The 26,006-nt window shown below is 56.1% G+C and carries 23 protein-coding genes; all 23 read left to right on the plus strand.

The window, feature by feature from the left end:
• Positions 1-353 precede the first annotated feature (353 nt).
• The 23 genes from rbfA (at position 354) to HZA73_01640 (ending at position 26,003) form a co-directional block, all read left to right on the plus strand.
• Positions 354-719 (plus strand): 30S ribosome-binding factor RbfA, encoded by a 366-nt coding sequence (gene rbfA, locus HZA73_01530; protein ID MBI5804708.1) that lies wholly within the window; start codon positions 354-356, stop codon positions 717-719.
• Entirely contained in the window at positions 706-1,674 is a 969-nt protein-coding gene (locus HZA73_01535; GenBank protein ID MBI5804709.1) for a bifunctional oligoribonuclease/PAP phosphatase NrnA, read from the plus strand. Before rbfA ends, HZA73_01535 begins: the two co-directional genes overlap by 14 nt.
• 154 nt (positions 1,675-1,828) lie before the next feature.
• Positions 1,829-2,671 carry an NAD(+)/NADH kinase gene (locus HZA73_01540; GenBank protein MBI5804710.1) on the plus strand — a complete coding sequence of 281 codons (843 nt, stop codon included), beginning with the start codon at positions 1,829-1,831 and terminating at the stop codon, positions 2,669-2,671.
• Between the two features lie 133 nt (positions 2,672-2,804).
• Entirely contained in the window at positions 2,805-4,664 is a 1,860-nt protein-coding gene (locus tag HZA73_01545) for an Ig-like domain-containing protein (GenBank protein ID MBI5804711.1), read from the plus strand.
• Positions 4,665-4,777: 113 nt separating this feature from the next.
• Positions 4,778-6,490: a DNA repair protein RecN gene (gene recN / locus HZA73_01550; GenBank protein MBI5804712.1), complete on the plus strand. Its 1,713-nt coding sequence runs from the start codon at positions 4,778-4,780 to the stop codon at positions 6,488-6,490.
• Between the two features lie 31 nt (positions 6,491-6,521).
• Complete coding sequence (locus HZA73_01555; GenBank protein ID MBI5804713.1) at positions 6,522-6,842, plus strand: GIY-YIG nuclease family protein; 321 nt, start codon at positions 6,522-6,524, stop codon at positions 6,840-6,842.
• Between the two features lie 105 nt (positions 6,843-6,947).
• Positions 6,948-7,631, plus strand: a complete 684-nt coding sequence (locus tag HZA73_01560) for a MotA/TolQ/ExbB proton channel family protein (GenBank protein ID MBI5804714.1) — start codon at positions 6,948-6,950, stop codon at positions 7,629-7,631.
• A gap of 1 nt (position 7,632) precedes the next feature.
• Complete coding sequence (locus HZA73_01565; GenBank protein ID MBI5804715.1) at positions 7,633-8,040, plus strand: biopolymer transporter ExbD; 408 nt, start codon at positions 7,633-7,635, stop codon at positions 8,038-8,040.
• Between the two features lie 101 nt (positions 8,041-8,141).
• The gene (locus HZA73_01570; GenBank protein ID MBI5804716.1) at positions 8,142-8,912 is read left to right on the plus strand and encodes a class I SAM-dependent methyltransferase; all 771 of its coding nucleotides are present in this window, start codon (positions 8,142-8,144) and stop codon (positions 8,910-8,912) included.
• Between the two features lie 64 nt (positions 8,913-8,976).
• A complete protein-coding gene (locus HZA73_01575) occupies positions 8,977-9,633 on the plus strand; it encodes a TonB C-terminal domain-containing protein (GenBank protein MBI5804717.1) in 657 nt (218 codons plus the stop codon).
• Between the two features lie 40 nt (positions 9,634-9,673).
• Positions 9,674-10,966: a Tol-Pal system beta propeller repeat protein TolB gene (gene tolB / locus HZA73_01580; GenBank protein MBI5804718.1), complete on the plus strand. Its 1,293-nt coding sequence runs from the start codon at positions 9,674-9,676 to the stop codon at positions 10,964-10,966.
• A gap of 98 nt (positions 10,967-11,064) precedes the next feature.
• Complete coding sequence (pal, locus tag HZA73_01585) at positions 11,065-11,571, plus strand: peptidoglycan-associated lipoprotein Pal (protein MBI5804719.1); 507 nt, start codon at positions 11,065-11,067, stop codon at positions 11,569-11,571.
• Between the two features lie 119 nt (positions 11,572-11,690).
• Positions 11,691-12,401: a tol-pal system protein YbgF gene (ybgF, locus tag HZA73_01590; GenBank protein ID MBI5804720.1), complete on the plus strand. Its 711-nt coding sequence runs from the start codon at positions 11,691-11,693 to the stop codon at positions 12,399-12,401.
• Between the two features lie 279 nt (positions 12,402-12,680).
• On the plus strand, positions 12,681-14,027 hold the full coding sequence (locus HZA73_01595; protein ID MBI5804721.1) for a phosphomannomutase/phosphoglucomutase: 1,347 nt from the start codon (positions 12,681-12,683) through the stop codon (positions 14,025-14,027).
• A 67-nt stretch (positions 14,028-14,094) separates the two neighbouring features.
• Complete coding sequence (locus HZA73_01600) at positions 14,095-15,705, plus strand: tetratricopeptide repeat protein (protein ID MBI5804722.1); 1,611 nt, start codon at positions 14,095-14,097, stop codon at positions 15,703-15,705.
• Position 15,706: 1 nt separating this feature from the next.
• Positions 15,707-17,497, plus strand: coding sequence for a tetratricopeptide repeat protein (locus HZA73_01605; protein MBI5804723.1), 1,791 nt, complete (start codon positions 15,707-15,709; stop codon positions 17,495-17,497).
• A 67-nt stretch (positions 17,498-17,564) separates the two neighbouring features.
• Entirely contained in the window at positions 17,565-18,365 is an 801-nt protein-coding gene (locus HZA73_01610; GenBank protein MBI5804724.1) for a histidinol-phosphatase HisJ family protein, read from the plus strand.
• Entirely contained in the window at positions 18,362-19,153 is a 792-nt protein-coding gene (gene thiD / locus HZA73_01615; GenBank protein ID MBI5804725.1) for a bifunctional hydroxymethylpyrimidine kinase/phosphomethylpyrimidine kinase, read from the plus strand. Before HZA73_01610 ends, thiD begins: the two co-directional genes overlap by 4 nt.
• 40 nt (positions 19,154-19,193) lie before the next feature.
• Positions 19,194-19,997 (plus strand): zinc transporter ZupT, encoded by an 804-nt coding sequence (gene zupT / locus HZA73_01620; protein MBI5804726.1) that lies wholly within the window; start codon positions 19,194-19,196, stop codon positions 19,995-19,997.
• A 147-nt stretch (positions 19,998-20,144) separates the two neighbouring features.
• Positions 20,145-22,025 carry a BatA domain-containing protein gene (locus tag HZA73_01625; GenBank protein MBI5804727.1) on the plus strand — a complete coding sequence of 627 codons (1,881 nt, stop codon included), beginning with the start codon at positions 20,145-20,147 and terminating at the stop codon, positions 22,023-22,025.
• A 240-nt stretch (positions 22,026-22,265) separates the two neighbouring features.
• Positions 22,266-23,285, plus strand: coding sequence for a hypothetical protein (locus tag HZA73_01630; protein ID MBI5804728.1), 1,020 nt, complete (start codon positions 22,266-22,268; stop codon positions 23,283-23,285).
• A gap of 160 nt (positions 23,286-23,445) precedes the next feature.
• Positions 23,446-24,738, plus strand: a complete 1,293-nt coding sequence (locus tag HZA73_01635; GenBank protein MBI5804729.1) for an oligosaccharide flippase family protein — start codon at positions 23,446-23,448, stop codon at positions 24,736-24,738.
• Positions 24,735-26,003 carry a hypothetical protein gene (locus HZA73_01640; protein ID MBI5804730.1) on the plus strand — a complete coding sequence of 423 codons (1,269 nt, stop codon included), beginning with the start codon at positions 24,735-24,737 and terminating at the stop codon, positions 26,001-26,003. The genes HZA73_01635 and HZA73_01640 overlap by 4 nt, the downstream gene beginning before the upstream one ends.
• Positions 26,004-26,006: the final 3 nt, after the last annotated feature.

Genomic DNA, 26,006 nt, shown 5'->3' on the forward strand with positions numbered 1-26,006 from the left:
CTTTGGGTAGGTTTTAACGGATGCTTAATAAGACTAATATAATCCTATTTAAGCGCTTTGTCAATATGAGGGCGGAAATAAACTTCGGGCCTTCCCCGGTCTTATGCCAGGCCCGTGACGTCCGATCTTCCCGGGCCGCGGAAATGTGATTTTTTGCTTGAATTACCCCTAAAAAGTGGTAAAATAAGAGGTTAGTTGTTAACATGTTAAATTCCGTACATTTAGTATGGAATATTTTGAACCGCCAAGACGCCAAGGCCGCCAAGATTCTTTATAATTATACCCTTCGCGCTCTTTGCGCCTTTGCGGTTAGGTAGTCCCGGTTTATCCGGGTAGGCAATAAAGGAGCAAGCATGCCATTCAAACGATCAAGCCAGGTGGGCCAGCAGATGAAGCGGGAACTTTCGGAGATAATCGCCGGGCAGCTCAAGGATCCCCGGCTGGGTTTTGTCACGGTCACCGACGTGGAGCTGGCCGACGACCTGCGTTATGCCAAGGTGTTCATCAGCATCTACGGCGACCCGGATAAGCAGAAGCAGACCCTGAAGGGGCTGAAGAGCGCCAAGGGCTACATCCGGCGGGAGCTGGGACAGCGCCTGCAGCTGCGCAACTGCCCGGATTTCGATTTCAGGATAGACGAGTCCATAGCCCAGGGCGACAAGATAGACCATCTGTTGAACCAGATAGCCAAAGAAAAGAAGCCCGATGCCGATCAATGACGTAACCGAGGCGCTGGTTAGGCACCGACGTTTTCTTTTAACCAGCCACTACAACCCGGACGGCGACAACATCGCATCCCAGCTGGCCCTGGCCTCGATCCTGAGATCGCTCAACAAGCAGGTCTCGATCGTCGACCAGGACCCGGTGCCGGGGCGCTACCGCTTTCTGCCCGGCTGGGAATCGATAAGCAACCAGATTGTCCCCCAGAACGCCAGCTGTGCCGTGGTGCTGGACTGCGGCAACATCGACCGGATAGGAAGGGCGGCGGACCTCATCACCCCGGCCACCATGGAGCTGGTCAACATAGACCATCACGTCTCCAACACACTTTACGGGCATTTCCACTACGTGGACCCGGAAGCCTCGTCCACCTGCGAGCTGGTCCTGCGCCTGTGCCAGAAGCTGAGGGTGAAGCCTACTCCGGAGCAGGCCCAGACCATTCTGACCGGGATGATGTCCGACACCGGGGGCTTCCGCTACGCCAGCACATCGGCCGACACTTTGAGGGCGGCCGGGCTTCTGTCGGACTACGGCGCTAAAATAGCCGAGGTGGCCGAACAGCTCTATTACCAGCAGCCCATCAACCAGCTTAAGATACTGGGGGAACTGCTGAGCCGTTTAAAGACCGGGGCTAACGGCCAGCTGGCCTATATGTCGCTGACCCAGGAGCTGATTAAAAGATACGATTTCGACCTGTCGGAGAGCGAGGAGTTCGTCAAATACGCCCTGGCGGTGAAGGGGGCCGAGGTGGCCATATTGTTCAAGGAGCAGGGCGACGGCATCATCCGGGTCTCCTTTAGGGCCAAGGGCCGGGTGGATGTCAACCAGCTGGCCGGCAAGTTCGGCGGCGGGGGGCACATCTCGGCGGCCGGGGCCCGGCTGAACACCACGCTGGAGGACGCGGTGCAGAAGGTGGTGCAGATAACGGAAGCGGAGCTGAGTGCCACGGATTAACGGGGCTTACCACAAAGGCACAAAGACACAAATAACTTTTGATTTCTTTACATACCATAAATAGACCAAAACACTAGAGTGTAAACCAGATATTATTAAAGACGTATTTTTAGTGCCTTTGTGTCTTAGTGGTTAAGTTAAAAAGGGAATAAATATGAAGAACTGGGGAATCATTTACAATCGCCAGCGGCCCGGGGCCGAGAACGTGATCCGGGAGCTCTCCACTTGGCTCAAGGACCACGGCATCGCCCCGGTCATCGAGCAGGGCATCCAGCTGGAAGGCTTTCAGTGCGCGGAGGAAAGCGAGGTGGTCCAAAGCTGCGAGCTGCTTTTGGCCCTGGGCGGCGACGGCACCATGCTGCGCTCGGTCCATCTGATGGGCTCTCAGCAAAAGCCCATCCTGGGCATCAACCTGGGCTCGCTGGGCTTTTTGACCGAGACCTCGCAGGACCAGATGTGGCAGAGCCTGGAGCAGGTGGCCCGGGGACAGTACCAGATAGAAGAGAGGGCCATCATCAAAGGCCGGACCGAGGGGCAGGAATACTACGCCCTGAACGACTTTGACATCCGGGTGCCCACCCGGCTGGTGGAGCTTTCGGTCTCGGTGGGCGGAGAGTTCCTGAGCCGCTACTATGCCGACGGGATGCTGATCTCCACCCCCACCGGCTCCACCGCCTATTCCCTTTCGGCCGGCGGGCCCATCGTGGAGCCCACCATGGAGGTGATGGTGATCACTCCCATCTGCCCCCACACCCTGTCCATCCGGCCGATGATCGTACCCATGGACCGGACGGTGGAGGTGACCGTCCACGGCAAGAGGGAGGAGGCCATCATGGTGGTGGACGGCCAGCAGAGGCTTTCCTTTAAGGCCGGCCAGCAGATAGTCTTCGAGAAGGCCGGGATCAAGGCCAAGCTGGTGAAGACCCAGAAATCCTCGTTCTACAACATCCTCCGCACCAAGCTCAAATGGGGGGCCCGGGGCGAGGACGGAAAGTAAACCGGGGCCCTTATGGGACGAGGATTTTCGCAGATCGATCTCAAAATATCACACTTATTTTTCCAACTGGTCCCGTAGCACGAACCAACAGGAGGTCATTAAAATGAGAAGACACTTTTAGGCCATCGCGGCCATGGTGCTCATCACTGCCATCAGTGGTTGCGGAAAGAAGGGGGAAGAGATCATACCAGTACCAACTCCTATTTATCCGGTAGTTACCGCCAGCTACCCTCCGGGCGACACTCTTCACCTGTTCGTTCGCAATCATGCCATCATCATCGTTTTCAGCACGGCCATGGACCGGTCGTCGGTGCAAAGCGCCTTTTCAGCAAATGGCGCAGCGGGCAACTTTTACTGGCAGGGCAATGAGATGACCTTTGTGCCCGATACCGCATTTTCCGCCGACACGACAGTGACGGTGTCCATTACCGGCAATGCCCTGGACCTGGCAGGAACGGGTTTAAATCCGGCTTTTTCCAGCTGGTACCGGACCTCGGACTCTCTGGATTCCAAGGCCCCCACGGTCTGGGCCCAAAACCCCCTGCCGGATTCCCAGAATATATCCATCGGCACCGATGTGATGGCCTATGCTTCGGAGGAGCTAATAGACTGGTCCACGAACTCCCTGACCTTGACTGATTCCGCCGGGGTCAAGGTAACCGGAAATACAGCCCTGGCCCTTTCCGCCACGGCCCTGAATTTCATGCCCAGTTCGGCCCTTAAATATAATACCCGTTATTATGTGACCATAGACACGACCCTGCGCGACATGTGCTGGAACCGTTTGGCGGCGCAATACACCTGGACGTTCCGGACCGAGAAAGATCTGGTCAAGCCAACAGTGGTCTCCGTTTCCCCGGCGGCCGGCGACACCAATGTCACGGTGAATACTTCCATAACGGTCTGTTTCTCCGAGCCCATGGATCATAACACGGCCCAGGCAGCGCTATCCCTGACCCCGGCCGTCGCCTTCTACGGTTACAGCTGGCAGGGAGACACTTTGATGACCGCCACCCTAGCCGACACCCTTTCCTTCAAAAAACAGTATCGCATCAACATCAGCACCGCTGCCCTGGATGTAAGCGGCAACCAATTGGCTTCATCGTACTCGGCCGGTTTCTCCACTTTGCGCGGACTGTTGGTGCTGTGCAATACCGCCAACGAGATCTACAGCTACCAGCAGGCCGACCTGAAGTTCGAAGGATACTTAAGGCCCTATTCGTCGCCCCGTCAGATCCGGATCTCGGCCGACGACAGCCTGGCTTATGTCCTGACCCAGAACGGGGTGGAGTTCATCCAGCTGAAGAATCAGAACAACCATCTGGGCACCGTCAACCTGCCCCAGACCTGCTACGGCCTGGCTCTTTCGCCCAACGGGTTGCAGCTGGCCGTGACCGACACCACGAATGACAGCCTGTACATCATCAGCACCGCCACCATGCAAAAAACCGGATCCGTGAAAACCGGCGGAATTCCCAAAGGTGTCTGTTTCAATCAGGGCGGAAAAGTTGCCGTTCTGTGCTGGGGTAAAGTGGAGATATACACTTCCAGCCTGGCGCTGCAGTACACAACCATTGTGCCCAACAACGGGGAAGAATTGGTCAAAGGCAACGGGGATACTCTTTACGCGGCATCAGGCACCGGGATCTCGGCCATAAGTTTTGGCGACGGTTCCAAAGTATTCAACGACCTGACCGGCCTCAGCAACCATCCCTTCGGTCTGGCGTTTTCGCCGGACGGCGCGCATCTGGCCCTGGCCTGTTATGACGAGAATGCAGTCAAGGTATACACCACTTCCGGGACATATGTTACCACCGCCGCCGCAGGCACCCGGCCCAAGGGGCTTTGCTACAGCCCGGACGGAACCAAGCTCTATGTCTTAAATTCCGGCAGCAGCAATGTATCAGTTATCACCCGCAGTGGGAACACCTACACCTTGTTAAGCACCGTTACGGTTGGCTCCGGGCCCTGGGGGATAGCGGTCACCCCGTGATTTATAACCGAACTCATCCCCAGCCGCCCCTTCTCTTAAAAAGAGAAGGGGATCAAGGGGTTGAGTTCAAGATAAGTCCTTTGAAAGTTAGCGTCTAACCAAGAATTTTACCTATGCTCACCAAACTAACCGTAAAAGACTACGCCCTGATAGAATCGCTGGAAGTGGATTTTGCCCCCGGCCTCAACATCCTGACCGGAGAGACCGGCGCGGGAAAATCCATTTTAATAGGCGCCCTGGGTCTGGCCCTGGGCGAGAGGGCCGGCATCGACAGCGTCCGCACCGGGGCCAAGGCGGCGGTGGTGGAGGCCGAGTTCCAGGTCAAGGCTTACCGCCCGGCGGCCGAATTGCTGAAGGAGCTGGAGACAGAGCCTTCAGTTGACCCTTTGATCCTGCGCCGGGAGGTGAACGCCGCCGGCAAGAGCCGGGCCTTTGTCAACGACAGCCCGGTGAACCTGGCCGGCCTGAAGCGCCTGGGCGACATCCTGCTGGATATGCACGGCCAGCACCAGCACCAGTCGCTGCTCTACGAGGAGCGGCACCTGGATTACCTGGACGCCTTCGGGCATCTGGAATCATTGCAGGGGCAGGTGTCCCAGCTGTTCTCGGATTACCACAAGACCAAAAAACAGCTGGACGAGCTGGTCCACAAGGAACAGCTGACCCGGGAGAAGATAGACCTGTACCAGTTCCAGCTGAAGGAGATCACTGACGCCGGCCTGCAGGCCGGGCAGGAGGAGGAGCTGGAGAAGGAAAAGTTCATCCAGGAGAACACCGAAAAACTTTTTGCTTCGGCCAGCCAGGCCTACGAACTTTTGTACGACGGAGAGGGCTCCATAATCGAACGGCTGGGGACGCTGGAGAACCTTTTCTCCGACCTGTCCTCCATAGACGAGCGCCAGAACGAAAGCCGGGACGCGGTCCAAAACTCGCTGGCACAGCTGGAGGAGACCGTCCGGTCCTTGCGCCAATACCGGGACAAACTGCAGTTCGATCCCGAGCGGCTGGAGGTGATCCGGGACCGGCTGGACCTGATCAAGACGCTGAAGAAGAAATACGGCCAGAAACAGGGGACCATAGAGGCGGTGCTGGAGCATGCCCAGCGGGTCAAGCTGGAACTGGACAGCGTGGAGCACGGCGAGGAGATCATTGCCAAGTTAAGGGCGGAAATGGAAAACGAAAGGCTGGAGCTGGAAAAGCAGGCCCTGTCGCTTTCCTCCAAACGGGCCGAGGCCGCCAAGAAGCTTTCCAAGGAAGTGATCGGGCAGTTGAAGGACCTGGGGATGGAGAAGGCCGTGTTCAAGACCGAGGTCGCTCAGACGCCGGATGCAGACGGACTGGTGGAAGTCAAAAAGCAAAGGCAGAAAACGGAGTCGTGGGGCATTGACCAGGTGCGGTTCCTGATCTCACCCAATCCCGGGGAAGACCCCAAGCCTTTGGCCAAGATAGCTTCGGGCGGCGAGATCTCCCGGGTGATGCTGGCCATCAAGACCATACTGGCCGAGGCCGATGCCGTGCCGGTGCTGGTGTTCGACGAGATCGACGCCGGGATAGGCGGCCGGGTGGCCGAGGCGGTGGGCCATAAGTTGAAGGAGATCGGCAATAAGCGCCAGGTGCTGTGCATCACCCATCTGCCGCAGATCGCGGCCCTGGGCGATTCCCATTACGTGGTCAGCAAGCAGGAGAACAGGGGCCGGACCATCACCAATGTGCAGCAACTGGACCAGAAGCAGCGGGTGGACGAGCTGGCCCGGATGCTGGGGGGGAGCAAGGTGACCGAGACCACGGTCAAGCATGCGAAAGAGATGCTGGGAGTGAAAGACTGAGCCGGGCACTTCGACAAGGCTTCGGCAAGCTTTGGAGCATTCCCCTGGCAGTTATTATACCGGGAGCACAAAGGATCTGGCAAAAAGGTTAAATGAGCACGACAATCTTCTTGGTGCAAACTATACAAAGAAGAAACATCCGGTTCGGTTGGTTTATTACGAAGAGTATCCAAGAATTGACACTGCTTTTTATCGGGAAAAACAGGTTCAAGGCTGGAACCATGCCAAGAAGAAAGCATTGATTGAGGGGAAAAAGAATAAACTGCCGTTGTTGGCTAAAAATTATACGCAGTTTGGGAAGTATGAAGAGCCGGTTGTTTCGACAAGCTCAACAACCGGAGATGATGTCTGAGTCTTGTTTGTTGGTGGCTGAGCCTGGTTCGTCGGTGGCCGAGCCTGTCGAAGCCACCGCACTCATGTAAATAGAATTATAAATTAAATAAACTCGGAGAGCTTCATGTTCCACACTTTCGCCAAGGGCTCCGTCTGGGGCCTGATCCTGGGCTACGACGTATTCACCAACCTGATCATGTTCTCGCTGGTCTACCTCTCGGTCTATTCCTGGTCGGTGATAATATACAAGCATCGCTATTTCAAGAAAATAAAACAGGCCAACAAGAAGTTCATGGAATCCTTCCGCCGGCGCAAGACCTTCAACGACCCCTTCAAGTCCGCCAACCCCGATTCCGCCAGCTTCTCCGTGCTGGCCGAGGGCCTGGCCGAGGCCCACCGCCTTTCCGGCGGCGAGCAGGTCTCCTTTCCGCTGGAGGTGCTGCCCAACATCCAGGCGGCCATGGAGCGGTCCATCGGCCAGCAGGAGGAGGACCTTTCCGGCAAGCTGATCTCGCTGGCCTCCATCACCAGCATCTCCCCGCTGCTGGGCCTGCTGGGAACGGTCTGGGGCATCATGATCGCCTTTGTGGACATCAAAAATTTCGGGTCGTCAAGCATTCAGGTGGTGGCCCCGGGGATAGCCGAGGCCCTGGTGACCACCATCGCCGGGCTGGTGGTGGCCATCCCGGCCTCCATGGCCTACAACGCCTTCAACACCAACATCCGCCAGATGACGCTGGAGATGGAGAACCTGTCCTCGGAATTTTTGGGCGACCTGAGGATGCACTCGGTCTACGGAGGAAAGTAAGATGCGGCGCCCGCGCACCGGCCTGCAGCCCATGGCTGCCATCAACATGACCAATCTGATCGACGTCTGCATGGTGCTGCTGATAACCTTTATGATCACCGCCCCCATGATGCGCTCCGGGGTGGACGTGGCCTTGCCCAAGTCGTCGTCCACCAAGCCCCAGGAGGAGGAGGGCCTGACCATCACTTTGACCTCGGGCGGCAAGATCGTCGTCTCCAACCAGACCGTGTCCCAAAGCGCTTTTCCCAAGGTCATTAGCGGCCTGCTGGCGGCCAACCCCGGCCAGCCGGTCTACCTGAAGGCCGACAAGACCGTGCCCTACGGGCTGGTGGTGGAGGTGATCGGGCAGCTGAAGGAGCTGAAGGTCACCAACCTGGGCTTGGTGACAGAACCCAAGCTGGGGAAATAGGGCACTATCCGCAGATTACGCAGATTTACGCAGATTTATTCTTTAATGGAAAACATTAATGGAATCACGGGAACACAAATAAGACAATAGAATATTTTGTTTTGAACGCAGATATTAAAAGATATCAATTATTCGGCTGGGATTACGAGCATTTCAGCCCGTTGAATGAAAATGAGGTCAATTGGTATAAGAACTATGCCCGCAAGGCCGGAGGCCCAATTTTGGAGTTGGCCTGCGGCACTGGCCGTCTGTTAACCAAGTTGGCTGAAAATGGTTTTGATGTTACCGGGATCGATCTCTCCGACAAAATGATTGAGGTGGCTGGCAACAACATAGGAAAACTGCCAAAGGAAATAAGGAATAGGATCAAGCTTGTCAAAGGCGACATAAGGGATTTTGGCATGGAACAAAAATTCGGGCTAATAGTTGTCGCTGATAATTCTTTTCGCGAGCTTCGCACCAGGGAAGATCAAACAACTTGTTTAAAAACCGTCCTCAAGCATTTATCGCCCAAAGGTGCATTTTTACTGACTGTCAGGCGTTTTGATCTTTCAAGTTATACTGATAGCACAAGAGAAATTCCCTGGTCAAAACCGATCAGTGATCCTTCAAATAGTCATAAAGTATCACGAAAGGTGAAGTTTACATTATCGGATGACAAAAGGCGGGTAAATGGGATCTACATTTATAGGATAGTCGATTCGCAGGGCACAACGCGGTTTGAGGAATGTCCCTTTGTTTCTCCGGTTTTGCAGGAAGAAGATTATTTTGCACTTTTAACAGAAGCAGGTTTTAAGCCGGAATTGTTTTATGATTTTAACGATCAGAAAAACAACACTGGTCAGACTCTTTGCTTTGTGTGTGGTAAATGAGAATTATGTAAAATGGAACCGGACCGATCCCCTTCCCTCTCCTAAAGCATTAGGAGAGGGAAGGGTGAGGTCAAAAGTATACATGAAAAAAGCCTTCGTCATATCATTCTTCATCCACCTGGCATTTTTGCTGGGCATCTTCGGCGCTTCCTACATCCTTAAAGCGTCGGCCAAGCCCATCTATCCCCAGATCTACCAGGTCAGCCTGGTCTCATTGCCGGCCGCGGTGTCCGAGGGTTCCGAGGAATCAGGAGCCAGGGAAATGGTGGGACCGCAGCTACCGGATGACAAGGCCATGAAAGAACCTTCGGCCAAAAAGGAAAAGCCCAAGGCTGACAAGAAAGCCAAAGACACCACAAAGGCCAAAGCAGCATCCCCAAAATCCAATACCACCGGGCTGGCCAAGGGCATGAAGATACTGTCCTCAGAGGGTGGCGTACCGTCAGACAACTATTACTTGGCGCTGATCCTGTCCAAGATCAGCCAGAACTGGAACAACCCCTACCAGGGAAAAAGGGAAACGGTACGGGCCCAGGTCTATTTTAGGATAGACAAGAACGGGAAACTGCAGGAGGTGAAGATCGAGAACTCCTCCGGGGACGCCATCTTCGACCAGTCGGCTCTGCGGGCGGTGTACGAGGCCAAAGTGTTTCCGCCGCTACCCGAGGAGATGAAACTGGCCACCTTGGGGGTGCATTTTGAGTTTGAGTACGTGAAGTGACCGCCCGCGAAACACGCGAAAGAAGAGACACCATTTATATATGAAAACGAAAATTCTTCTCCTTTTCCTGACACCATTGATAATCTGCCAGAGTGCATTTGGCCAGGCCGACGTCTATCTGAAACTTTCCACCTCGGAGCGGCGGCAGCTGGAGTTGGGCATCGCGCCTTTGCAGACCCTGGATACCAAAGCTTCTCCCGATGCCGCGTTTAACGCCCAGAAGATGCTGGACATCATCGGCGACGACCTGGCCTTTTCCCTGTACTTCAAGATGGTCTACCCGCCGTCATTGCTGGAAGGCTACGGGCTGAAGAAGGGCCAGCTGGACATCGGGGCCTGGCAGATGCTGGGGGCCAGGCAGGTGCTGATCCCGGAGCTGAAACAGGAGAAGAAGAAGGTCATTCTTAAACTCTCGGTCTTCGACCTTGGCATCCAGCGCCAGGTATTCAGCAAGGCCATCGAGCCGGACGGCTCAAGGGCCACGGCCCACGCCGCCAGCGACCAGATCATCAAGAACCTGAGCGGCGAGAACGGCGTCTCCTCCACCAAGATAGCCTTCAGCCTGAAAAGCGGAAAGAACAAGGAACTGATGCTGGCCGATTACGACGGCGGCGGGTTCAGGGCCCTCACCAACTTCAACTCCATCAACATCTCACCCGACTGGCAGCCGGGCGGCGGGGCGCTGGCCTTCGTCTCCTTCTACCGCAACCGTACCGACATTGTTTCCCTGAACCTGGCCAGCGGCAAAACGGCCATCATCTCCCAGACCGAGGGGCTTAACACCTCTCCGGCCTGGTCCCCGGACGGAAAGTCCCTGGCTCTTACATTGTCCAAGGACGGCAACGCCGAGATCTACCTGCTGTCGCCGGAAACCAAGGAACTGCGCCGCCTCACCAATACCTGGGCCATAGACTGCTCGCCGGCCTGGTCGCCCAACGGGCGGGAACTGGTCTTCAATTCCGACCGGCCCGGCTCGCCCCAACTTTATATCATGGACACGGAAGGGGCTAACATCCGGCGGCTGACCTACCAGGGCGGCTACAACACCTCTCCCAGCTGGTCTCCCCGGGGCGACAAGATCGCTTTCGTCTCCCGGATCGACGGGAAATTCCAGGTCTGCACCATAGACATCACCGGGGACAACTTCGCCCAGCTGACCTACGAGGGCGACAACGAGGACCCCAGCTGGTCGCCGGACGGCCTGCACCTGTGCTTCTCCTCCAGCCGCACCGGCAGTCACCAGGTCTGGCGGATGCACTGGGACGGCAGCGCCCAGCAGGCCATCACCAACAACGGCGGCTCGTACATGCCTGCCTGGGGCCCGGCCCAGTAAGGCGTTTCCGGTTGAATAAATAAGTGATTTAGTATATAATCAAGGCTGACCTTTTTTGGGCACCAATAATCAGTTCAAAATTAAATCTGAGGAAATCAATGAACAAATATTTTACCGTAATTGCGATGTGCCTGATCCTGGCGCTTGGTTTTGGCTGTACCAAAAAGCAGACCGTGAAACAGGAAGAACCCATCAAACAACCGGAGGTGGCTATTCAAACACCGCCTGTGGCCACCCCGCCGGCCGAGGCCCAGCCGGTGGTTCCTAAGATAGAATTCAAGACGATATTCTTCGCCTTTGATTCCTATTCCCTGAACGAAGAGGGCAAGGCTTTGCTTAACCAGGCCGGCGGCCTGCTGCGCAGTTATCCCGATGTCGCCCTGCGGCTGGAAGGCCACTGCGACGAGCGGGGCACGGCCGAATATAACCTGGCCCTGGGCGAAAAGCGGGCCAACGCCGTCCGGGAGTACCTGGAGAACCTGGGCGTCAGCCGCTCCCGGCTGTCCACCGTCAGCTTCGGCAAGGAAAAACCCGCCGTAGCAGGCAACGATGAAGCCAGCTGGGCCAAGAACCGCAGGGTGGAGATCGTTCCGGCAGCCAAATAGTATTTCCCGGGAAGGACAGGATTTACATGATCGACAGGATCACTTAAAATACCGGGAACCACGAAGGCCAACAAACCTTTGACAATTTTATCTTACAACAATAATTTCAAAAATACATCATGAAAAAAACATTGCTCTTGGTCTCACTATCCCTGGCTGTCTTCATGGGCTGCGGGATGAAGAAGGAATACATCCGGGTCACCGATCAGCTGGATTCCATCGAAGTGCGGGAGAAGAAGATCGACCGCCGGACCGCGGTGATGGACAGCCTGATCCAGGTGCAGATGGGGATGATCTACGAACTGCGGGCCGAGCTTAAAAGCCTTTCCTCCACCGCCGGGGAGAAGTGGAGCATAGCCGAGCAGCAGCAGGAGGACAACAAGTACCGCCCCCTGCCCATCGGCCCCAGTCAGCCGGACCCCAAGGGGCCGGCCCCGGAGCCGAAAGCTGAAGTTCCCGCCGAGACCAACCCCAAGAAACTTTACGATGCTTCGTATCTGGACATCACCAAGGGCAACTACGACCTGGCTTTGGCCGGGTTCAACGAGTTCATCAAGCGGTTCCCCAAGCACGACCTGGCCGACAACGCCCAGTACTGGATCGGCGAAGGGTATTACGCCCAGAAGAAGTATGAGCCGGCTTTGACCGAGTTCGAAAAAGTGGTGGGAAACTATCCGGGCAAGGACAAGGAACCGGCCGCGCTTTACAAGATGGGCCTGTGCCTCCAGGAGATGGGCGACAAGGCCAAGGCCCGGCAATACTGGCAGCTGCTGGTTAAAAAATACCCCAAAAGCCCCGAAGCCGCCCTGGCCAAGGACAAGCTGAAATAAAGGTTCTCCCGGGAAATGTAGAAATCAATGAAAAAGGCCCTTCCCTTTGGGAAGAGGCCTTTTTGCATCATTTTTTTGTTGACTTTGAAATATGGCGGGGTTAAACTTATAAGTTATGGTAAAACGGTTCAACAAACCGTTTTAAGTTCTATAAGCTGTAAACTCAACCCCTATATCCCCTTCTCTTTTAAAGAGAAGGGGACGGGGGATGAGTTCAAACAGGTACCTGAATTACTAAATTTAAAATAAATCTTTAACCATCATATAGCAAGGAGCAATATGCCGGTCAATCCAAAAATATTCAAGGCCTACGACATCCGCGGGGTCTATCCCAATGAGCTGGACGAGGCCCAGGCCAAGGAGATCGGGCGGGCTTTGGTGGACCACCTGAACTGCAAGACCGTGGCCGTGGGCCGGGACATGCGGACCTCGTCCCAGCCGCTGTTCACCGCCCTGGCTGAGGGCATCACCATGCAAGGGGCTCAGGTGATAGACGTGGGGCTGGTCTCCACCGACGGCCTGTATTTTGCGGTGGGCAAGTTCGGCTTTGATGCCGGGGTGATGATCACCGCCAGCCACAATCCGGCCCAGTACAACGGCCTGAAGATCTGCCAGGCCAACGCCATCCCGCTTTCCGGGGACGAGGGCCTGAACCAGATGCGGGACCTGATAAACCAGGGCAAGCTGAAAACGGGGGCCTCCAAGGGAACGATAATATCCCGGGACATAGACCTGGATTACATCAGCCACTGTCTGTCGTTTGTGGACCACAAGAAGATCTGGGGATACAAGATAGCGGTGGACGCCGGCAACGGCATGGCCGGGCGCACCATCCCGCCCATTTTCCGCCAGCTGCCGGGCACCCTGGTGCCGATGTTCTTTGACCTGGACGGGACCTTCCCCAACCACCCGGCCAGTCCCATAGAGCCGGAGAACATCGCGGCCCTGCAGGAGACGGTGGTCAAGGAACACTGCGACTTTGGGGCGGCTTTTGACGGCGACGCCGACCGGATGTTCTTAGTGGACGAGAAGGGCCGGGGCCTGGCCGGCTCGGACGTGGCGGCCCTGGTTTCCAAAATGCTGTTGAAGAAGAACCCCGGCTCGGCCATATTGTACAACGCCATCTGTTCCCGCTGCGTCAAGGAGACTGTGGAGAAATACGGGGGCAAGGCCGTGCGCAGCAAGGTGGGCCACGCCCTGATCAAGCCGCTGATGCGGGAACACAACGCCATTTTCGGCGGCGAGCACTCCGGGCATTTCTACTTTAGGGACAACTGGTTCGCCGATTCCGGGCTGATAGCCTTCCTGGTCTGCTGGCAGTTGATCTCCGAGGAGAACAAGCCGCTGTCCCAGCTGGTGGACGAGATAGACCGCTATGTGCGCATTCCCGAGACCAACACCACCGTGCAGGACATCCCGGGGAAACTGGCCGAGCTGGAGAAGATCTATTCCGCCAAAGGCGCCCAGCTGGACCATTTGGACGGTTTGACCATTTCCTATCCCGACTGGTGGGCCAACATCCGGCCCTCCAACACCGAGCCTCTGCTGAGGCTGAACGTGGAGGCGGAGTCGCAGTCACTTTTAGATCAAAAGTCAGAAGAATTGTTGAAAACAATAAGATCTTAAAACACATTTGTTGCAATTTGATTATCAAAAAATATTTCTAAAAAGCTTCCGGCCCTATCTATGGATCATGGGCCTGGGGTTCCTCCTCTATTTCCGGGCCTTGGGCCTGGGCTATGTTTCCCTGGACGACGAACATCTGATCGTCCAAAACTACCCTCACATCTCAAATCATGCCAACCTGCCCCAGGCCTTTCTCAAAGACGTCTACTGGCGCAACCCCGGAACCTACTACCGTCCGCTGTTGAACGTATCGCTGATGCTGGACGCCGCCTGGGGCGGCACGAAGCCCTTTGCCTATCACTTTACCAACATCCTGCTGCACCTGGCTTGCGGCCTGCTTATATTTGCTTTTTTCCAGAAGCTTGGGTTTGGCCGGTTGCGGTCTTTCGCCGACTCGTTGTTCTACATAGCCCACCCGGCGCTGGTCCAGGCTGCGGCCTGGATCCCCGGACGCAACGATACCCTGCTGACCCTGATGATCCTGGCCGGGTTCATATTTCTGATCCGCTATCTTGAGAAACACAAGGTCTACGATCTTTTTGGACACTTTATTTTCTTCGGGCTGGCCTGCCTGACCAAGGAAGCAGCCGTGGTCTTTCCGGTCATGGGGCTCGTTTTTATCTGGGCCGGTTTCAAAGAAAATCTGTCTTTAAAAAAACTGACCCCATTGATCACTGGTTGGGTCATCATACTGGCCGGTTGGTACGGGATGCGGTGGCTGGCTATCTCTCCGGCGGTCAACGCCCACGAAAGACAGTTCGCCAACTTTAAGGAAATTCTGATAGGTTTGGTCTCCTACACCGGCAAAGTCTTTTTCCCCTTCAATCTATCAGTCCTGCCGCTGGCCGGGGACGTCAAGATATTCTGGGGTCTGATGGCAATAGCGCTGATGCTTGCCTTGGCGCTGGTCAAAGGGATCCACAATCGTAAAATGTTCTTCTTTGGGTTAGGCTGGTACCTGCTGTTCCTGCTGCCCACCTTCGTCAAACTGGCCGGGCAGATCAACTACCTGGAACACAGGCTCTACCTGCCGCTGACCGGCGTGGTGGTAATGCTGCTGGAAACGAACCTCGTCCGAAAAATCACCCTGAAACCAGCGCTGATGGCCGGATTGCCCGTCCTTATTGTCTTCGGGGTGCTTGCGACAAGGCACATTGCCGACTTTAAAAGTGACCAGACATTCTGGGGCAACGCCGCCCGAACCTCGCCCAACTCAGGCCTGGCCCACCAAATGCTGGGAAGGGCATGGGTAAGGGCACAGCAGCCGGCTTTGGCCGAGTGGGAATTCCTGCGGGCCGCGCAACTGGATCCCAAAGGGCCGTCGATACCCAACGACCTGGCCCTGCTGTACCTGGATTATGGCAGATTTCAAAAGGCGGGGGAGCAATTCCAGAAAGTGCTGCAGCTTGACCCTAACTACGCCAATGTCCGCAACAACCTGGCGCTGGTATATTTCAACCTGGGGATGCTGGATTCTTCGCGACATCAGCTTCAGGAGGCCATCAGGCTTGATCCTTCGGCCCCCCAGCCGTACGACAATCTGGGCGTGCTTTTAATGCAGGCAGGCAAACTGGATTCTGCCGAATATCATTTGAAGAAAGCACTTTCCCTGAACCCCGCTGACTCGGCGGCCCGACAGCATTTTTCCCAACTCCAACAATTAAAAGGAAGCAGATAACATGTCCGGTAAGAATGCGGCAGCGGCCGGAAATATTTTTCGCTCTATGACAGCTTCCTGGCGGCCGTATGTCCTGTTGGCTCTGGTGGTAGCGGGTCTTTATGCCCAGACCCTGCGCTTTGATTTTTCCGGCCACGACGACTACCAGCTCATCAAGGAAAAGGCCGGGATGCTTACCAACCTGGCCAATGTCCTGAAAGCCTTTGAAACAGACGTGGTCTGGGGACATCAGGAGATGTATTATCGCCCGGTGCTGACGCTTTCCTTCATGGCCGACGCCATCTGGGGCGGGATGAAACCCTTCGCCTTTCATCTGGGCAACCTGCTGCTGCACCTGCTGGCGGTGCTTTTACTGTTCCGGTTCCTGTCGCGGCTGGGAATACCTCCCGGGCGGGGCTTGGTGGCCTCCCTGTTCTTTGCCGTGCACCCGCTGCTGGCCCAGGGGGTGGGCTGGATCCCCGGCCGGAACGACCCGCTTTTGACAGTATTGGTTTTGGGTTCGTTCCTGGCTTTCATTGAATACCTCCAAAAAGGAAGTAATTGGGTTTTGGACGCCCATTTAGTGCTCTTCCTCCTGGCACTGCTTAGCAAAGAGACCGCGGTTTTCCTGCCGGTCATGGCTTTTGTCTATTGGCTGCTTTCAAGGAAGAATGACAAAAATGACGGCGGCGTGAATATCATTTTGCCGATAGCGGGATGGATAATGATGGCTGCGGTCTATTATTTATTAAGGATGAACGCAATTAAGCCCGGGGCCGGCGTGGCCGCCGCCAGGGTCAATACCTTATCCCAGAACCTGACGGGGTTTGTAAGCTATATCGGCAAAGTGTTCTTCCCCTTTAAACTATCCGGGGACCCGATCCCGGCCGATCTGCCGGTAGGCTACGGCTTGTTCTCTCTGGCCGGGCTGGCCGCCGTATTTATCCTGGGAGGCATCAGGGACCGGAAGCTGTTCTGGTTCGGTCTGTCGTGGTTCATCTTGTTCCTGGTGCCGACCTTTTTGGGCAACACCTCCTATGCCAATTTTGCCGAGCACCGGATGTACCTTCCCCTGTGCGGTTTTGCAGTGATGCTGCTCCAGTCGGGCCTGAAGCTGTCAAGCCGCCCGGAGCGAACGGCTGCGGCCGCCGTCGTTACGATCTGGCTGCTGGCTTTTGTCCTGCTGAATGTTCTTCACACAAGAAACTATGCCAATCGGTTCAGCTACTGGGGCAACACCGTAAAGAATTCCCCCCATTCCTATCATGCCCATAACATGCTGGGCCGGTGCTATGCCCAGGAGGGGTCCTACGCCAGGGCGGAGGAGGAATTCATCATTTCCTGGAAGATGAATCCGCAGCACACCACAGCCTATAACGATCTGGGGCTGCTGTATCTGGGCCAGGGCCGGGCCGGCGAGGCCGAGGCGGTCTTCCGGGAACTGCTGGCCAGGGAGCCTTCCAATGCCGGGGCCCGCAATAATCTGGGCCTGCTTTACCTGCAGCAGAACCGGCTGGACGAAGCCGAACGGGAGTTTCTGGAGTCGGCAAAATTGAACCCCGGCAAGGCGGAGATTTACGATAACCTGGGGGTGGTCCATTTTAAACGGGGATCGCTTCCCCAGGCCGAACAATATTTTCTGCAGGCGGCGGCGCTTGATCCCGAAGACATAAAAGTGAACTTTCATCTGGCCTCGCTGTACTACCGGGCCCGGGAATATCCAAAAGCCATTGATCATTATGACAAAGCGATAAGTCTGGGGATGACCCCTGATGCCAGGGTGGAGGAGGCTCTGAGGCCCCACCGGCGTTGATCCTGTTCCGGTAATAATTCCGGCTGCCGGGACAAAGAAATCATCATATTGTGAATAATTCGCCATCATGAATTCTGAAATCCTAAAATATCCCCTGGACGCTATAGATACCCACCTTCACAGCCGGATCTCCTGCGATTCCGAGATGGGCATGCAGGCCGCCTGCCGCCAGGCCCTTAAGCTGGGGCTGAAGGCACTGGTCTTTACCGAGCACGCTGACTTTGACCCTTCGGATCAGGGCTGCGGTTTTTATGATGACCGGAAGTACAATGAAGAGCTAACCGAGGCCCGGGTGGCCATGGGCCGCTCGCTTAAAATCTACAAGGGCATAGAGATCACCTACCAGCCCCGGCGGCGCCAGCAGATCCTGGACTTCATCCACCGGCACCAGTTCGACTTCACCATCGGTTCGGTGCACATGGTGGGCTCCAAGGATATCTCGAGACCGGAGCTGGCCAAAAAACATTACAGCGCCATCGAGGAGGAACAGGCCTACGGCGAGTATTTTCAGGAAGTGGAGAAGCTGACAGACAGCCGGCTGTTCGACTGCCTGGGCCACCTGGACCTGTGCAAAAGATACGGGCATCTGCATTACGGTCCGCTGGTCTACAAAAAGTACGAGAAGAATTATAAGAAAATATTGAAGCATCTGATCCAGGCCGGCATGATGCTGGAGGTCAACACCTCCGGCCTGCGCCAGCAGGTGAAGGAGACCTTTCCCCCCTACCCGGCGGTGCTGGAATACCTGAAAATGGGGGGCACCAGGCTGACCCTGGGCAGCGACGCCCACCGGGTCCAGGACATAGGCCATGATTTCGGAACAGTGCTGTACGACATCCCCCAACTCAACCAGATAAAGCGCAAATGAAAATTGCTTTGACCATCGCCGGCTCCGACAGCGGGGCCGGGGCCGGGATCCAGGCCGATCTCAAGACCTTCGCCGCCTGCGGGGTCTACGGCATCAACGTCATCACCGCCCTGACCGCCCAAAACACCCAGGGCGTGTTCGGCATCTTTCCGGTCAAGCCCGAGTTCATCAGCCGGCAGCTGGAGGTTCTGCTTAAGGACATGGGCTGCCAGGCCGTCAAGACCGGGATGCTTTTCAACCGCCAGGTGATAGAGACCGTGGCCCACGACCTCCGCAAGCACAAGATGGGACCTCTGGTAGTGGACCCGGTGATGGTGGCCAAGGGCGGCCATTCGCTGCTGCAGCCCGAGGCCGAAGCGGCCCTGGTATCCTGCCTTTTCCCCCTGGCCTTTTTGGTGACCCCCAACCTGGACGAAGCCAAGCGGATATCCAAGATGAAGACCATCGCCAATCTGGACCAGATGAAGGAGGCGGCCTTCAAGATCTCGGTGCTTGGTCCGCGCCACGTGCTGATCAAGGGCGGGCATCTGCCGGGCAATGCCACCGATCTTTTGTTCGACGGCCACAAGTTCACCGTGCTGGAGGCCCCGCGCATCAACACCTCCAACACCCACGGCACAGGCTGCACTTATTCGGCGGCCATCACAGCCTTTCTGGCCAGGGGAGAGAAGATCGACAGCGCCGTGGCCCGGGCCAAGCGCTATGTGACCGGGGGGATAAAGAATTCCCTGTCCATCGGCCACGGCCACGGCCCTCTGGATCATTTCTGGGAGACCGAAATAAAATAATCCCGCCGTCCTCGTTATCAACTTTTCAGGTAAGCACGCCATGCACTCTCCTTCATTTTTAATGGCCTTCGTCCTGACCGCTTTGGCCGGCCTTTCCACCATGGTGGGCAGTTTTCTGGTGCTGTTCACCAAAAAAACCAGCACCAGGGTGCTGTCGGTCTCCCTGGGTTTTTCGGCCGGGGTGATGGTCTATGTCTCGTTCATGGAATTACTGCCCGAGGCCCGCTTAAGGCTGGTCTCCCATTTCGGCAACCTGGCCGGAAGCTGGTATGCGGTGGCCGCCTTCTTCGGCGGGGTGCTGCTGATCGGGATCATAGACAAGCTGGTGCCGGCCATAGAAAACCCCCACGAGACCCACGCCGCCAAGGAACTGAAAGACAAGAAGAACATAGACCTGCTGCGGATGGGAACCTTCACCGCTTTGGCCATCGCCATCCACAACTTCCCCGAGGGCATGGCCACGTTCACCGCCACGCTCAAGGACCCCACCCTGGGGCTGTTCATCGCCCTGGCCATCGCCATACACAACGTACCCGAGGGGATCGCCGTGGCGGTCCCCATCTATCACGCCACCGGCAGCAAGCGCAAGGCTCTTTGGTATTCATTCCTGTCGGCGGTGGCCGAGCCGCTGGGGGCGGTGGCGGCCTACCTGCTGTTCCATGAATTCCTGACCGATGCTGTCTTCGGGGTCCTTTTGGCGGCGGTGGCCGGGATCATGGTGTTCATCTCCTTCGACGAGCTTTTCCCCACCGCCCGGGAGTGCGGACAGCATCACCTGGCCATCTACGGGCTGCTGGCCGGCATGGCGGTGATGGCGGTGAGCATGCTGATGTTTGTGAGGTAGAAGAAGGTGGCTTCGATACAACCGCCAGAGGCGGTCACTCAGCCACCTTTCAGTTTGCGGCCAGGGGCTGAGTAGTCCGTAAGGGCGTATCGAATCCCCATGTTCAGGTAGTTTCAAAACCAGCGCACACTTTCAATTTTTCAAACGATGCCCTTTCTCTCTTTCGCCAATCCCGCCGGCCTCTGGTTTCTGCCCCTGGCCGGGCTGCCGCTGTTGATCCACCTGTTCCGGAGGCGGCGGGCCGGAGTGATCCCTTTCCCCGACATCCGGCTGCTTCAGCAGGTCCAGAACGCCGCGGTCCGGCCCAGCCGGATCAGGGAATACCTGCTGCTGGCGGTGCGCACCCTGATCATCGTTCTTCTGGCATTATCCCTGGCCCGGCCCGCAGTTAACCTGGATCTGCCGGGCTGGCTCTCCGGGTCTTTGCAAACCTGCGCTCTGGTCATAGACAACTCGGCCAGCATGGGGGCCGTCAGCCGGGATACCACTATGCTGGAAAGGGCAAAACAGAGAGCCCGGCAGGTACTTAAAGGGCTGGGGCCCAACGCCAGAGCGGCGGTGGTTTCGGCCGTGCCGGGCAGCCCGGTGGTCTGCGGGCTGTCTGCTGCCCTGACGGCCGAACGCGCGGTGGCCGCGCTGCCCCAGACCGAGCTCGGCACCGACCTGGAGGGTTCGATCCAGACGGCAGCCAGGATACTTGAGGCCGCAGGGGTTTCCGGAGTAAGGATCATAGTTTTTTCAGACCTGCAGCGAACGGCCTTTGGCCCCAGCCTTTCGCCCCTTGGCAAACTGCCAGGCGCCCCACCGGTCACGGTATATCAGATAAAACCCTCCCGGAGCCTGAACAACCTGATCTGGGAAAAGATCCAGGTAAAACCTTTGATCAAAAAGATCATCGTCAGGGCCAGGACCCTGGGCGGGCAGACGCCCCAGATCGGACTGGCGGCCGGCGGCAAGACAATATATCAGGCAAGCTCCCGGCCAGCCCCGGACGGAACGATCTCCTTAAGCTTTGGCCTGCCGGACCGGGACTCTCTTTTCCTGTATACCTCCGGGGATGACCTGCCGCTGGACGACAAGTATTACCTGGCGGCTGCGGTCACGGGCATTAAAAAGGTCCTGCTGTTTTCGGATGATACGGATAACGGAGGCGAGCATCTCTACCGGGCCTTTGCGGCCATGGCCCGGGCCGGTTACGAAATAAAACGGGCCAACATCTGGAATAGCCAGTATTCTAAGGGCTTTGATTTGGTGGTGGTGGCCAAAGCCACAATTAACAAGGCTTTGCTGGCCGGAATCATGAATTCAGTGCATAACGGCGCGGGTTTGCTGGTTGCCCCGCCGCTCAATTCCGACCGGGAACAATATCAGGAGCTGCTAAAACAGTTTTCCGACATCACTCTTTCGGGCCTGGCGGACTCGTTGTCCCATAACCTCTATCGCCTGAACAAAACCGGCAGTGATGAAGGCATCTTAAGCGATCTCAGTCCGGCCGAGCTGGAGGCGGTTAAAATAAAAACATACTGGAAGGCCTTCACCCGGCAAAACACAGTTTTGGCCATCAACCGGTCCGACCCGGCGCTGATCTTTGGCACCGGTCAGAAATTTAAGACGGCGGTTCTCCTGACCGGCGGGCAAACTGGCTTTGGCGATATGGTTTTTAAACCGGCCTTTCTGGTAATGCTGTTGCAAACCGCAGACCATTTGACCCAAAAAACCGGCCGGCAGTCGGTGACCGGATCAGAAGGAACCAGCTCCGGCGGAAACCCGGGAGCAAGGCAAGGATCCGGCTGGGCCCAAACAGAAGAGGGGGTACCGGAAGCGTTGAACATAGCGGCTGAGGAGTCCGATCTGACGCCGGTTTCAAACCAGGAACTAAAGGCTATCATGCAAAACATTACGTGGCAGTCATCCGGATCAGGCCCTGGGGCTTTTCCGGCTCAAAGTCCGGCAGCCAGGCTGTTCCTTTTTTTAGCCGGGTTGATGCTGATTTTGGAGATGGCTTTACGGACAGCCCCAAAAATATAAAAATAATTAAAAAATTTATTTGACAAAACGATTAAAATATGTTAATAATTATGTTCTTGACGTCTAAAAGCTTACCCAGTTAGCGAAACCTTCTGGTTCAATAAAAAAACAACGTAGAACCATAGGCGTAAAATAGCCGATATCAAAGCAAACCCGCCTAAGACAGTTTCGTCCTTCCCTGGAAAAATGTCCTGTAGTTTCAGAATATTTCAAGCAATCATAAATTAAGGGGATAACGTTATGGCTGGCAATAAAAGCCCTAATTTGGGCATTATGATCATGGTGCTGGCTCTTTCCGCTTTGCTGACGGTGGGAGCGGTGCTGGGAGTGGCTTTGGCTACTTGGCCCGGAAGTGCTGCCCCTGCCAAGCCCGGTGCGGCCGACACCAAGCTGGAGATGTTTGCCTCTACTGCCAGCCGTCTGACGGGCTTCATATTTTTTACCTATCCAGACGAGGTCAAAGATTACATGAGTCCGGTGCTGGCCGACCTGAAATCAAAGCTTCCGGCCATCAAGTCCATCACAGTCACCGATCCCGCCGGCCTGATAGTGGGCTCTGACATTGAAGATCAGATAGATAAAACTTACCAGCTGCCCAAGGGGGCCAAGCCCCCGGCCGGCGACAAACTGGACATACAGGAGATAACCCCGGGCCAGCTTTTGGTGGCCGTGCCCTCGGTCTATAATAACAAGATCAAGGGCGGGCTCCGGATGCTGGTGGAATTGCCACAGGCCAAAAGCTCCGGCGGCGGCAAAAGCATGGTGATCATAATAGGGCTGGTGGCCATGCTGATCGGATTGATCGTTCCCATTGCGGCAGTACCGGCCATGACCAAACAATTGTCTGCTGCTTCGGCAGCCCCGGTTGGTGCGGGAAAAGCCCAGGCCATGAAGGCCGAAGAATCATCCATCAACACCAGGCTGGAATCCCTGCGCCGGGAGCTGGGCAAGGCCGAAGAGTTGAAGTCAGCGCAGGACGGGCTGGCGGCCGAAGTGGAATCATTGCGCAAACAACAGATAGAGGAGAATTACAAACTGGAAGGGCTGAAGAGGGAAGTGACCGAGCTGGGGGTGCAGATGGAACAGAGGCGGAAAATGCTGGAGGCCACTCCTGAAGAGCGGCATACCCAGCTGACCCAGGAGGACCGCGACCTGATGCAGAAGATTATCAATCACAAAAAAGAAGAACTGGCCCTGGCTCAGAAGATCCAGGACATCCGGCGCAAGGTGATAGAGTTGGAAAAACGCACCAAGGCCTAAATAACCACCAAAGCCGGGACTACGGAAATATTAAAAGACGGGGCAGAGTTAAAATCTCCCCGTCTTTTGCTAAAGATTATTTAAGTGGGAATTGGTTTTCCATGGGGACAGAACGATCCGCACCGGACATTATCCGGCAATAAATCACCATGATGCTTTAATGAAAAAATTAGGCGCCCAAAGTTTGCAGACTTTTTTATACCAGGCCCTGAACATGGTGCTGGGCCTGGGGTGCGGGGTGATAGTGGCCCGGTACCTGGGCCCTACCGCCAAAGGGGCCATAGCCCTGTACGGGCTGATAGCCGGCTTTTTGGCGCTGGCTGGCAATCTGGGCCTGGGCCTGGCCAATGTCCATCTGGTCGGCAGCGGCCAGATACTGCCGGGGCGGGCCTGGGCCAATTCCCTTTATATGTCGGTGCTGACCGGATCCATGTTGGCCGTACTGACCATATTTCTTTTCCCGGTCCTGGGGATCATCGTGAAAAGGCCGGTGGATATGGGCCTTTTGGGCATCGTGTTGTGCGGGCTTCCATTGCTGCTGCTGTTGGACTACCAGATAAACCTGCTGCGAGGCCTGGGAGATCTGGCGGGATTCAATCAAGCTGGCCTGATGCGACAGCTTGGCCGGCTACTGGCACTGGGCCTGCTGGTGGCGGCCTTAGGCGGTTTTGTGGCCTCGGCCCTTTGGGCGGCCAATATTTCGATCTTACTGGCGGCGCTTTGGAGCGGTTTTAGACTTATAAAAAAAACAGCTTTGTCGCTGGTCCCGTCATGGAGCGGTTTAAAAAAATCATTAAGTTATGGGCTGAAGGGCCAGCCGGGCCAGATAATCCAGTTCTTCAACTACCGGCTGGACCTGATCCTGCTGGCGCTGTTCTGGACCAACCGCGAAGTGGGCATTTATGCCACCGCGGTTTTTTTAGCCGAGTTGATCTGGTACATTCCGGCGGCGGTCTCCACCGTTTTGTTACCAGCGGTTTCTTCGGCAGATTCGGAGTCCAGGGCCAAAGAGATCAGCCTTAAGGCCATCCGTCATACCGTATTTTTAAGCCTGACCGCCGCGATCGTCTTGGCGCTTTCGGCCCAGGGGTTGATCAGAGTTCTTTATGGGCCAGCCTTTGATCCGGCCGTCAGGGCGCTGCAGGTGCTTCTTTTCGGGGTGGTGATGCTGGCTCCAGCCAAGCTGATAGTCAGCCATCTGGCCGGGGTGGGAAAATCGCAATACGTCAGTTACTTGGCCTTAAGCGGCCTGGGCCTGACCCTGCTGCTGGATGTTATCCTGATCCCCAGGTTCGGGATGATAGGCGCGGCCTGGGCCTCGGCCGCCGCCTACAGCTGCTCCGGCTTGTTGTCGCTGTTCTGGCTCAAGCGCCATTTAAGGGTGGAGATAGTTCCCAGCCTGATATTGAATAAAGAAGACTGGCAGGAATACCGGGAGCTGATCAATCTATGAAAAAGGTGCTGCTGCTGACCTCGCTGGAAGTGCCTTTCCGCGGAAATCTGATTGAGGGGCAGTTCCTGTCTCCGATACTGGGCTCCGGAAATAGCGGGCCCGGACCGGAATTCAGGTATCTGTCTTTGGCTCCGTTCATGTTCTACACCGGGCGCCGCCGGCCTTTTAAAACATATCTGGCTGGACTGGCCAAGCGGAAGGCGGTAAGATCATTCACCTCCGGCCTGGGCTGCCGGACCGACATCTGGCCGATAGGATTCCCGTTGTTTCCCCGTGATTTCAATCTGACCCGGGCAAAATATTACCTTTATATGGCATCGGCGCTGGGGCCGTTCTTGGTTTATCTTTTGTTATTTCGTCCTGGTCTGGTGGTCGCCCGCAGTTATCCGGCGGCGTCGCTGGCCCGGCTGGCCAAGAGATACTTCGGCATCCCATACATCTTTGACCTGAGGGGGATGTACCCCGAAGAATCGGTCAATGCCGGGATATTTGCCGCCGGCTCGCAGGACCACCGGTTCTGGAAAGGACAGGAAATATCCCTGATATCTCAGGCGGCTTTGAACGTAGTGGTATCGGAGCCGTTCGCTGAATATCTGAAGACCATTGATCCAGATGCGCCTTCCCTGGTCATCCCCTGCTGCGTGGATCAGCATAAAATAAAATTCGATCCAGCCCGCCGGGAAGCAGTAAAAAATCAATACGGCCTTAAGGACCGGTTCGTGCTGCTGCACCTGGGATCATTCGGCGCTCCCGGGGACCGGGGGTTGGTGGCCGCCTACCTGCAGCGCTTTAAAAAAGCAAGGCCGGAAGCTTTTCTGGCGGTGGCTTCGGGCACTCCGGCTTTCGCCCCCTCTATACACCAGGCATTCGGGGCCGCCGGACTGAAAGAGGGAGATTACCTGCTGGTCAATCCTTCTTCGACGGAGCAGCTTTCCCAGATGCTGGCTTTGGGAGACGCCGGGCTGATCCTGGAACGTAAAGCGTCCAACACCAGGGTCTGCCTGTCGGTCAAGCTGGGGGAATACCTGGCCGCCGGACTGCCGGTGATCTGCACCCCGTTTGTGGAAGGCGCGGTCCGGCTGGTCAGAGAATATGATTGCGGGCTGGTGGTGGACCCCGAGGCCGGGGAACCGCTGGAAAAGGAAAAGAAATTCATAGAGGATCATCCCCGTCTGCGGAAGAACGGTTTTAAACTGGTGGACGAAGTGCTTTCCCTCAACCGCTGCCATGATCTGTGGCGGCAGGCCATCAAACAGACAACATAAAAG

This window comes from candidate division TA06 bacterium (assembly GCA_016235665.1).
Lineage (GTDB): Bacteria > Edwardsbacteria > AC1 > AC1 > EtOH8 > UBA5202.

Bases quoted from the DNA above. Each gene is read 5' to 3' on its own strand.
- rbfA (MBI5804708.1), top strand. From the start codon at position 354: ATGCCATTCAAACGATCAAGCCAGGTGGGCCAGCAGATGAAGCGGGAA.
- HZA73_01535 (MBI5804709.1), top strand. From the start codon at position 706: ATGCCGATCAATGACGTAACCGAGGCGCTGGTTAGGCACCGACGTTTT.
- HZA73_01540 (MBI5804710.1), top strand. From the start codon at position 1,829: ATGAAGAACTGGGGAATCATTTACAATCGCCAGCGGCCCGGGGCCGAG.
- HZA73_01545 (MBI5804711.1), top strand. From the start codon at position 2,805: ATGGTGCTCATCACTGCCATCAGTGGTTGCGGAAAGAAGGGGGAAGAG.
- recN (MBI5804712.1), top strand. From the start codon at position 4,778: ATGCTCACCAAACTAACCGTAAAAGACTACGCCCTGATAGAATCGCTG.
- HZA73_01560 (MBI5804714.1), top strand. From the start codon at position 6,948: ATGTTCCACACTTTCGCCAAGGGCTCCGTCTGGGGCCTGATCCTGGGC.
- HZA73_01565 (MBI5804715.1), top strand. From the start codon at position 7,633: ATGCGGCGCCCGCGCACCGGCCTGCAGCCCATGGCTGCCATCAACATG.
- tolB (MBI5804718.1), top strand. From the start codon at position 9,674: ATGAAAACGAAAATTCTTCTCCTTTTCCTGACACCATTGATAATCTGC.
- pal (MBI5804719.1), top strand. From the start codon at position 11,065: ATGAACAAATATTTTACCGTAATTGCGATGTGCCTGATCCTGGCGCTT.
- ybgF (MBI5804720.1), top strand. From the start codon at position 11,691: ATGAAAAAAACATTGCTCTTGGTCTCACTATCCCTGGCTGTCTTCATG.
- HZA73_01595 (MBI5804721.1), top strand. From the start codon at position 12,681: ATGCCGGTCAATCCAAAAATATTCAAGGCCTACGACATCCGCGGGGTC.
- HZA73_01600 (MBI5804722.1), top strand. From the start codon at position 14,095: ATGGGCCTGGGGTTCCTCCTCTATTTCCGGGCCTTGGGCCTGGGCTAT.
- HZA73_01605 (MBI5804723.1), top strand. From the start codon at position 15,707: ATGTCCGGTAAGAATGCGGCAGCGGCCGGAAATATTTTTCGCTCTATG.
- HZA73_01610 (MBI5804724.1), top strand. From the start codon at position 17,565: ATGAATTCTGAAATCCTAAAATATCCCCTGGACGCTATAGATACCCAC.
- thiD (MBI5804725.1), top strand. From the start codon at position 18,362: ATGAAAATTGCTTTGACCATCGCCGGCTCCGACAGCGGGGCCGGGGCC.
- zupT (MBI5804726.1), top strand. From the start codon at position 19,194: ATGCACTCTCCTTCATTTTTAATGGCCTTCGTCCTGACCGCTTTGGCC.
- HZA73_01625 (MBI5804727.1), top strand. From the start codon at position 20,145: ATGCCCTTTCTCTCTTTCGCCAATCCCGCCGGCCTCTGGTTTCTGCCC.
- HZA73_01630 (MBI5804728.1), top strand. From the start codon at position 22,266: ATGGCTGGCAATAAAAGCCCTAATTTGGGCATTATGATCATGGTGCTG.
- HZA73_01635 (MBI5804729.1), top strand. From the start codon at position 23,446: ATGAAAAAATTAGGCGCCCAAAGTTTGCAGACTTTTTTATACCAGGCC.
- HZA73_01640 (MBI5804730.1), top strand. From the start codon at position 24,735: ATGAAAAAGGTGCTGCTGCTGACCTCGCTGGAAGTGCCTTTCCGCGGA.